Source organism: Burkholderiales bacterium (assembly GCA_023511995.1).
GTDB lineage: Bacteria > Pseudomonadota > Gammaproteobacteria > Burkholderiales > Thiobacteraceae > Thiobacter.
This window is the reverse complement of sequence record JAIMAL010000011.1, coordinates 80404-89452: the sequence shown is the minus strand read 5'-3', so window position 1 is coordinate 89452 and position 9049 is coordinate 80404. Positions and strand designations below refer to the sequence as shown.

Below are 9049 nucleotides of genomic sequence, written 5' to 3'. Positions count from 1 at the left end.
CCTGAACTGGAAAACACCTCATCAGGTATTTATGCAATCATACAGCCGCGTTGCACTTCGAGATTGAATCCACCCCTTACCATAGCAGAGGCCGCAAGAAAAAAGAGGCGGACGCCGTCCGCCTCCCAAGGAGAGCCCCACTCCGTCCCGAGTAGGTACCCCTTGTATCGGCCGCGGACGCCACAACTTGAGGGAAAACTTTGGCCCCGTGCCCTGCCCCGGCGCCTGCCCTATAATTCACGCTTTTTGTCCGCGCCCCATGCTGTTTTCCGGCCCGCTTCCCGCCCCCGGTGAGATCCGCCGCTACACGAACCTCGTGGGTTCGTCGGACGCGCTCGCCCTGGCCCAACTCGCCGCCGACGGAACCAAACTTGCGGTCATCACCGAAACGGCCCTGGACGCCCAGCGCCTGCGGGAGGAAATCCCCCTCTTCGATCCTCGGCTTGCCGTCCACCTCTTCCCGGACTGGGAGACCCTGCCCTACGACCATTTCTCGCCCCACCAGGACCTGGTGTCGGAACGCCTGGCCACCCTGCACCAGATCAGCCAGCGGACCTTCGACATCGTCATCGTGCCCGTCACCACCGCCCTGTATCGGCTGCCGCCGCAGGATTTCCTCGCCGCCCACACCTTTTTCCTGAAACAGGGCAGCCGCCTCGACCTGGATCTTTTCCGGCAGCAGCTCACCGTGGCGGCCTACAGCCATGTCAGCCAGGTGCAGGCTCCGGGGGAGTACAGCATCCGCGGCGGGGTGATCGATCTTTTCCCCATGGGCAGCGCGGTGCCCTATCGCATCGACCTCTTCGACGAAGAGATCGAGTCCATCCGCACCTTCGACGTGGACACCCAACGCAGCATTTATCCGGTGAAGGAGGTGCGGCTTCTGCCGGCCCGGGAATTCCCTCTCAATGAGGCGGGAATTGCCCGTTTCCGCCAGGCCTTTCGCGAGCGGTTCGAGGGAGACCCCTCGAAAAGCCGCCTCTACAAGGACGTGAGCCAGGGGCTCGCGCCGCCGGGGATTGAATATTACCTGCCACTTTTCTTCGACAAGACCGCTACCTTCACCGACTACCTGCCGCCGGAGGTGGTGATCTGCCTGCACCACGGGGTGGGGGAGGCGGCGGAGCGTTTCTGGCGCGAGGCCCGCTCCCGCTACACACTGCTGCAAGGCGACGGGGAACGGCCGCTCCTGCCACCGGATGCGCTGTTTCTCACCGCCGAGCAGTTTTTCACCGCCATCAAGGATCATCCCCGGCTGAGCATCGTCGCCGGCAATGGGGCCTCGGCCCATGCGGCGGTTTGTGATACCGCGCCGCTGCCGGCGCTCCACCTGGACCGCCGGGCCGATGAGCCGCTGGCGCGACTGAAAGACTTCATCGCCGGCTTTCCCGGCCGGGTGCTGCTGGCGGCGGAGAGCTCGGGGCGACGCGAGACCATCAACGAAATGCTGCGGGAACACGGTCTCACACCGGCCGCGGCGGAGAGCTTTGCCGACTTTCTCACTGCTGGCGAGCGCTTCATGCTCGCCACCCTCCCCCTTGGCCAGGGCTTCGTGCTTCCCCGGGCGGGCATTGCCCTCATCACCGAGACCGAGCTCTATGCGCTGCAGGTGCGCCAGTCGCGGCTGCGGGAGGCGAAACGGGTGGGCCCGGAAAATCTCCTGCGCGATCTGTCCGAGGTGCGCATCGGCGACCCTGTGGTGCACGAGGAGCATGGCATCGGCCGCTACCAGGGGCTGGTCAGCCTGGACCTGGGCGAAGGGGAGACGGAATTTCTGCTCCTCGAATACGCCGGCGGCGACAAGCTCTATGTGCCGGTGGCCAATCTCCACCTCATCGGCCGCTACAGCGGCGGCGCACCGGAGCATGCGCCGCTGCACAAACTGGGCAGTGGCCAATGGGAGAAAGCGCGCCGGCGGGCGGCAAAACAGGTCCGCGACACCGCCGCGGAACTGCTCAATCTCTATGCCCGACGCGCCGCTCGCACCGGGCATGCCTTCCGCCTGAAAGCCAAAGACTACGAGGCCTTCGCCGCCGCTTTCGAATTCGAGGAAACGCCGGACCAGGCGGCGGCGATTCGCGCCGTGATCGAGGATATGACCTCCGGCAAGCCCATGGACCGGCTGGTGTGTGGCGATGTGGGGTTCGGCAAGACGGAAGTGGCCCTGCGTGCCGCCTTCATCGCCGTGGCGGATGGCAAACAGGTGGCGGTGCTGGTGCCCACCACGCTGCTAGCCGACCAGCATTACCATACCTTCTCCGACCGTTTCAGCGACTGGCCGGTACGCATTGCCGAAATCTCCCGTTTCCGCACCGCGCGGGAACAGGCGCAGATCCTTGAAGGGGTGCGGGAAGGCAGGATCGATATCCTCATCGGCACCCACCGCCTGCTGCAGCCGGACGTGGTGTTCCGCAACCTGGGGCTGGTGATCATCGATGAGGAGCATCGTTTCGGTGTGCGCCAGAAGGAACGTCTGAAGGCGCTGCGGGCGGAGGTGGATGTGCTGACCCTCACCGCCACCCCGATTCCCCGCACCCTTTCCATGGCCCTGGAGGGTCTGCGCGATTTCTCCGTGATCGCCACCGCGCCCCAGCGGCGCCTGGCCATCAAGACCTTCGTTCACCCTTGGCGCGAGGGGCTCATCCGGGAAGCGGTGCTGCGGGAGCTCAAGCGCGGCGGCCAGGTGTATTTCCTGCACAACGAGGTGGAGAGCATCCACACCATGGGGGAAAAGCTTGCGCGCATCGTGCCCGAGGCACGCATTGCGATCGCCCACGGCCAGATGCGGGAGCGGGAGCTGGAGCACGTCATGCGGGATTTCTACCACCAGCGCTTCAATGTGCTCCTGTGCACCACCATCATCGAGACCGGCATCGACATCCCCACCGCCAACACCATCATCATCAACCGCGCCGACAAGTTCGGCCTCGCCCAGTTGCACCAGTTGCGGGGCCGTGTGGGACGTTCCCATCATCAGGCCTACGCCTATCTGCTGACGCCGGAGGGTGCCCTCACCCCCTCGGCGCGCAAGCGGCTGGAAGCGATCCAGATGATGGAGGACCTCGGCGTGGGCTTTCACCTCGCCATGCACGATCTGGAAATCCGCGGCGCGGGGGAGATTCTGGGCGAGGCGCAAAGCGGCGAGATGCAGGAAATCGGTTTTTCCCTCTACACCCGGATGCTCGAGGAGGCGGTGAAAGCGCTCAAAGCGGGCCGGGAGCCGGACCTTGCGGCACCTTTCCATACCACCACGGAAATCAACCTGCACGCCCCGGCGCTGCTGCCCGCCGACTATTGCGGCGACGTGCACGAGCGTCTCGTCCTCTACAAACGGCTGGCCCACTGCGAGACCCTCAACGAACTGACGGCCATGCAGGAGGAACTGGTGGATCGCTTCGGTCCCCTGCCCCCCCAGGCGAGGACGCTGCTTGCCACCCATCGCCTGCGCATCCTGGCCAAGGACGTGGGTGTCGCCCGCATCGATGCCAGTGGGGAGACCATCACCCTGCAGTTCGTGCCGCAGCCGCCCATCGACCCGGCGCGCATCATCGGCTTGATCCAGAAAGACAGAAACTACAAACTCGCAGGCCAGGACAGGCTGCGCATCACCCTGCAGACCGCGGATGCCGAGCAGCGGGCGCGGGCGATCCAGGACATCTTTGCCGCGCTCACCGGCCAAGCTCCATGACAACCCAGGAAAAGATCATGTATCTCGTCGTTCAGGGCCTGGAAGTAGCCACCCCCGACCTCAAGGAACTCGCCCGCCTGACGGGCGCCACGGGCATCGAGCAGGTGGCACCCAACGTTTTCCGGCTCTTCCCCTGCACCCCCCACCCCCAGGTGCCGCTCAAGTGTGAGGCGGCAGCCCTGGACTTCGGCTACGTGCCCCCGCAGCAAAAGCTCGACCGACTGGGCCTGGTGGTGATGGACATGGATTCCACCCTCATCACCATCGAGTGCATCGATGAGATCGCCGACATGCTGGGCCTGAAACCCCAGGTGGCGGCCATCACCGCCGCCGCCATGCGGGGGGAGATCGATTTCGCGGAAAGTCTCACCCGGCGCGTGGCCTTGCTCGCCGGCCTGCCGGAAGAGGCCCTGCAGCGGGTTTATGACGAGCGGCTTAAGCTTTCCCCGGGCGCCGAGCAGTTCCTTGCCACCCTCAAGGCCCATGGCATCAAAACCCTGCTCGTCTCCGGCGGCTTCACTTTCTTCACCGACCGCCTCAAGGCGCGGCTTGCCCTCGACTATACCGCCGCCAACACCCTGGAAATAGTCGATGGCAGGCTCACCGGCAGGATTCTCGGCCGCATCATTGATGCCCAGGGCAAGGCGGACTGGCTAAACCGCGTGCGCGCCGAGCTGGCCCTGCCCCGGGAGAGGGTGCTCGCCATCGGCGATGGCGCCAACGACCTCAAGATGCTCGCCGAGGCTGGCATCAGCGTCGCCTACCATGCCAAACCGGTGGTGCGGGAAAAGACCACCTACGCCATCAACCACGTGGGCCTGGATGGCGTGCTGCATCTTTTCCTCTGAGCCCCTAGAAGAGCGCAAGCTGCCCAGCATCTCCGGGGGGCGGGCGGAAGCGATCCACCCGCAGCGGTGGCAGCCCCGGAAATTCCAGTCGCCGATAGGCTAGCCGGAAACGATCCCGTAGCAGTTGGGCATAGGTGCCCACCCCGCGCAGGCGCTTCCCGAAACGCGCCTCGTAATCCTTGCCGCCAAAGAGTTCCCGCACCCGCTTCATGACGTGCTCCGCCTTGAGGGGCGCGTGCAGGGTGAGCCATTCGCGGAAGAGGTCCTTCACCTCGTGGGGCAGACGCAGGACCACGTAGCCCGCCTCCTGCGCCCCCGCCTCCCGCGCCCGCTTGAGAATCTGCTCCATTTCCGGGTCCGTCAGCACCGGGATCACCGGCGCCACCATCACGCCCACCGGCACGCCCGCCGCCGCCAGGGTTTCCAGGGTGGCCAGGCGGCGCGCCGGCTGCGGGGCACGGGGCTCCAGGCGGCGGGCGAGGTCCCGATCCAGGGTGGTGAGGGAAAGGAAAACATGCACGAGCCCCTCCGCGGCAAGGGTGGTGAGCAAATCGAGATCCCGTTCGATCAGGGCCGACTTGGTGACAATGGACACCGGATGGCGGCATTCCGCCAGCACGCTGAGAATGCGGCGGGTGAGCTGCAAACGCCGCTCCACCGGCTGCCAGCCGTCGGTATTGATGCCAAGCGCAATGGGCTGGCAGACATAGCCCGGTTGCGCGAGTTCAGCGCGCAGGCGGCTTGGCGCATCCGGTTTGTGAAAGAGCCGGCTTTCGAAATCCAGACCAGGGGACAGGCCCAGATAGGCGTGGGTGGGCCGCGCAAAACAGTACACGCAGCCATGCTCGCAGCCCCGGTAGGGGTTGATGGAACGGTCGAAGGGGATGTCCGGCGAATCGTTGTAGGTGATAACCCGGCGCGCCTTGTCCACGCCCAGCACGGTGGACACCGGTGGCGCCTCCGCCTCGAGACTTCCCCAGCCGTCATCCTCCGCCACGCGGCGGAGGGACTCAAAGCGGCCATCCGGGTTGGTTGCGGCGCCGCGTCCCTTGAGGGGGCGGGGGAAAGGTGTCTCGGACATGGCGAAAGCTTACGCCACCCTCAAGCTTTTGCGGAAGCGGACGTTTAATGAAAGGCAGGCGGCAATTCCTCTGCCGCCGGGAGGTGAAACATGCTGATCATCAAAGACATGAGCACCGGCGCCACGGAAGCGTGGATCGGCCCGGAAACAGAAGAAGTCGTCGATGATTACGACGAGGCTCTGTCCTCCGGCTGGGACCCCTTCGTCGCCGAAGTGATCCACCGGGAGCGGCAGCGTTACGAAATTTCCCAGGCGGAAGACGTCCTGCCCCCCGATCTGGTCCAGGTGGACATCGACAGCTTCCTCGACCGCATGGAAGGCGGAGCAGACTGAAGGACTCCCCCGGCCGGGAAGACCCGGCACCCTTTGCGCCCCTTCCTCCCCCGGTGGAAGGGGGAGCAATCGGGATTCCTTGCGCCCCGTCGCCGCGGCGCCCCCGCGGTGTCTCCTTTTCCCCGCGCCCCGTTCCCCCGCCAGCGGCCGCTGGGGTACAATGCAATTTTTCCTTACAGTCACCATGATCAAAGGCAGCCTGGTGGCGCTGGTCACCCCCATGCACGAGGACGGCAGCCTCGACTGGGAAGCCTATCGCGCCCTCATCGAATTCCACATTGCCCAGCAAACCGATGGCCTGGTGGTGGTGGGCACCACCGGGGAATCCCCCACCGTCGATTTCGACGAACACCGCCGCCTCATCGAGGAGGCGGTGAAAATCGCCGCCGGCCGCATTCCCGTCATCGCCGGCACCGGCGCCAATTCCACCCGGGAGGCCATCGAGCTCACCGAGGCGGCCAGGAAGGCCGGGGCCACGGCCTGTCTGCTGGTGGCGCCCTATTACAACAAGCCGGGACAGGAAGGCCTCTACCGGCACTACCGCGCGGTGGCGGAGGCGGTGGACATCCCCCAGATTCTCTACAACGTGCCGGGACGCACCGCTTCCGACATTGCCAACGACACGGCGCTCAAGCTGGCGCAGATTCCCAACATCGTGGGGATCAAGGATGCCACCGGCAATCTGCAGCGGGGCACCGACCTCATCCTGCGCGCCCCCGAAGGCTTCGCCATCTACAGCGGCGACGATGCGTCCGCCCTCGCCCTCATGCTCCTCGGCGGCCATGGCGTGATTTCGGTGACCGCCAACGTCGCCCCCCGGCTCATGCATGAAATGTGCATGGCGGCGCTCGCCGGCCGCGTCGAGGAGGCACGCGCCATCAATGCGCGCCTCTTTCCCCTCCACGACAAACTCTTCGTCGAGGCCAACCCCATCCCGGTCAAATGGTGCGTGGCCCAGATGGGACTGATCAAAGGCGGCATCCGTCTGCCCCTCACCCCGCTCGCACCCGCCCACCACGACACCCTGCGAGCGGCAATGCGCCGGGCGGGCGTGCTTGACTGAGGCTTGACCGTGAAACGACGCCAAGGGTTTCCCCCTTCCCCGCTTTCCCCAGCAGGCCTTCGGCCAGCTGAAGGCGTGCATAGGAAGCCGGGCACCAAATTCTGGGCCGCGGCCCTTGTGGTGGCGATGGCCGTCGGCGGCTGTTCCATGTCCATTGAAACGAAAAAGATTGATTACAAGTCGGCGGGCAAGATTCCGCCCCTGGACGTGCCGCCCGATCTCACCGCCCTCACGCCGGATGACCGCTACGTGGTGCCCGACGTCACCCCGCGGGGCAGTGCCACCTTCTCCGCCTATCAGCAGGAACGCCAGGGCAAACCGGCCACGGCCGCCACCACCGGCAACCTGTTGCCCGATCTCAGCAATGTGCGGGTGGAACGGGCGGGCAGCCAGCGCTGGCTGGTGGTCAAGGCACCGCCGGAGCAGGTCTGGCCGGTGGTGCGGGATTTCTGGCAGGAGCTGGGCTTCATCATCAAGACCGAGCAGCCGGAAGCCGGCATCATGGAAACCGACTGGGCGGAAAACCGCGCCAAGATTCCCCAGGATTTCATCCGCAACGTGCTGGGCAAGGTGCTTGACAGCCTCTATTCCACCGCCGAACGGGACAAGTTCCGCACCCGCCTGGAGCCGGGCAAGGAACCCGGCACCACCGAAATCTACATCAGCCACCGCGGCATGTACGAAGTGCTGGAAGGCGGCGACGGCGGGCAGCGCACCATCTGGCAGCCGCGCCCTGCCGATCCCGAGCTGGAGGCGGAGATGCTGCGCCGGCTCATGGTGCGCTTCGGTGTGGAGGAATCCCGGAGCAAGACCTTGCTGGCGAGCAGTCAGAACGTGGAGCGGGCACGGCTGGCACGCAATGAGGATGGCACCAGCGTGCTCGTCCTCGACGACGCCTTCGACCGGGCCTGGCGCCGTGTGGGCCTCGCCCTCGACCGGGTGGGTTTCACCGTGGTGGACCGCGACCGCTCGCAAGGCATCTATTACGTGCGCTATCTCGATCCCGAGGCAGAAGAGAGCAAAAAGAAAGATACCGGCTGGTTCTCCAAACTCGCCTTCTGGCGCCGGACCGGCAAGACGCAGCAGCCGGAGGAATTCCGCGTGCGCGTGACCGAGCTCACCGACACCACCCGGGTGAGCATCCAGGACAAACAGGGCGCGCCGGACAAGTCCGAAAGCGCCGGCAAAATTCTCAACCTCCTCTACGAGCAGCTCCGCTGATGCGCTTCGCCTGCCTGGGCAGCGGCAGCGAGGGCAATGCCCTGATCGTCGAGGCGGGGCGCACGCGGCTCCTCGTCGATTGCGGCTTTGGCGTGCGGGAAATAACACGGCGTCTAGGCCGGCTCAATCTTGCGCCGGAGGACCTGGATGCCATCCTGCTCACCCACGAACACGGCGACCACGTGGCGGGCGTTGCGCGTCTGGCGGCCCGCTTCCGCCTGCCCGTGTGGTTGAGCCACGGCACCCATCTCGCCCTTGCCGGGGGCGAAGGCGTGCCGGAAGACATTCATCTCTTCGATGTCCACCATGCCTTTAGTGTGGGCGACCTCTGGATCCACCCCTTTCCCGTGCCCCACGACGCCCGGGAACCGGCCCAGTTCGTCTTCAGTGACGGCAAGCGGCGGCTGGGACTACTCACCGACGTGGGCCGCAGCACGCCCCATATCCAGACCATGCTCGACGGCTGCGACGCCCTGGTGCTGGAGTGCAACCACGACCCCCAGATGCTGGCCAGGGGACCCTATCCGCCACCCCTCAAACACCGCATCGCCGGCGACTACGGCCACTTGAGCAACGCCGCGGCCGCCGCCCTGCTCGCCGCCCTGGACCACCGGCGCCTCAAGCACGTCATCGCCGCCCATCTGTCCCGCACCAACAACCGCCCGGAACTTGCCCGCGCCGCCCTCGCCCAGGCGCTGGGGTGTGAGCCGGAATGGATCGGAGTGGCCGATCAGGACTGCGGCTTCGACTGGCGGCACATCGCCTGAGGCAATCAAAGGGTTGCCGCCATGAAAAAAGCCGGCACGAGGCCGGCT

Annotated in this window: 7 protein-coding genes; 6 read left to right on the top strand and 1 reads right to left on the bottom strand. The window is 65.8% G+C overall.

All coding sequences use genetic code 11. The features are described from left to right. Positions 1–259 precede the first annotated feature (259 nt). Positions 260–3688 (top strand): transcription-repair coupling factor, encoded by a 3429-nt coding sequence (mfd, locus tag K6T56_07570; protein ID MCL6556200.1) that lies wholly within the window; start codon positions 260–262, stop codon positions 3686–3688. A 17-nt stretch (positions 3689–3705) separates the two neighbouring features. After that, positions 3706–4536 carry a phosphoserine phosphatase SerB gene (gene serB / locus K6T56_07565; GenBank protein ID MCL6556199.1) on the top strand — a complete coding sequence of 277 codons (831 nt, stop codon included), beginning with the start codon at positions 3706–3708 and terminating at the stop codon, positions 4534–4536. Between the two features lie 4 nt (positions 4537–4540). Here serB and K6T56_07560 read toward each other — a convergent pair whose 3' ends face one another. Beyond that, positions 4541–5617, bottom strand: a complete 1077-nt coding sequence (locus K6T56_07560) for a PA0069 family radical SAM protein (protein MCL6556198.1) — start codon at positions 5615–5617, stop codon at positions 4541–4543. Positions 5618–5707: 90 nt separating this feature from the next. Here K6T56_07560 and K6T56_07555 point away from each other — a divergent pair, with 90 nt between their 5' ends. From K6T56_07555 to K6T56_07540, 4 genes are all read left to right on the top strand, one after another. Further along, the gene (locus tag K6T56_07555; GenBank protein MCL6556197.1) at positions 5708–5950 is read left to right on the top strand and encodes a hypothetical protein; all 243 of its coding nucleotides are present in this window, start codon (positions 5708–5710) and stop codon (positions 5948–5950) included. Between the two features lie 184 nt (positions 5951–6134). Next, positions 6135–7013 (top strand): 4-hydroxy-tetrahydrodipicolinate synthase, encoded by an 879-nt coding sequence (dapA, locus tag K6T56_07550; GenBank protein MCL6556196.1) that lies wholly within the window; start codon positions 6135–6137, stop codon positions 7011–7013. A 126-nt stretch (positions 7014–7139) separates the two neighbouring features. Then, positions 7140–8234 (top strand): outer membrane protein assembly factor BamC, encoded by a 1095-nt coding sequence (bamC, locus tag K6T56_07545; GenBank protein MCL6556195.1) that lies wholly within the window; start codon positions 7140–7142, stop codon positions 8232–8234. Continuing rightward, a complete protein-coding gene (locus K6T56_07540) occupies positions 8234–9001 on the top strand; it encodes an MBL fold metallo-hydrolase (GenBank protein MCL6556194.1) in 768 nt (255 codons plus the stop codon). Before bamC ends, K6T56_07540 begins: the two co-directional genes overlap by 1 nt. The last annotated feature ends 48 nt before the right edge of the window (positions 9002–9049 follow it).

What these genes read in the sequence shown, in the direction of transcription:
- K6T56_07560 (MCL6556198.1), bottom strand. Translation starts at nt 5,617, where the DNA reads ATGTCCGAGACACCTTTCCCCCGCCCCCTCAAGGGACGCGGCGCCGCA.
- dapA (MCL6556196.1), top strand. Translation starts at nt 6,135, where the DNA reads ATGATCAAAGGCAGCCTGGTGGCGCTGGTCACCCCCATGCACGAGGAC.
- K6T56_07555 (MCL6556197.1), top strand. Translation starts at nt 5,708, where the DNA reads ATGCTGATCATCAAAGACATGAGCACCGGCGCCACGGAAGCGTGGATC.
- K6T56_07540 (MCL6556194.1), top strand. Translation starts at nt 8,234, where the DNA reads ATGCGCTTCGCCTGCCTGGGCAGCGGCAGCGAGGGCAATGCCCTGATC.
- bamC (MCL6556195.1), top strand. Translation starts at nt 7,140, where the DNA reads ATGGCCGTCGGCGGCTGTTCCATGTCCATTGAAACGAAAAAGATTGAT.
- mfd (MCL6556200.1), top strand. Translation starts at nt 260, where the DNA reads ATGCTGTTTTCCGGCCCGCTTCCCGCCCCCGGTGAGATCCGCCGCTAC.
- serB (MCL6556199.1), top strand. Translation starts at nt 3,706, where the DNA reads ATGTATCTCGTCGTTCAGGGCCTGGAAGTAGCCACCCCCGACCTCAAG.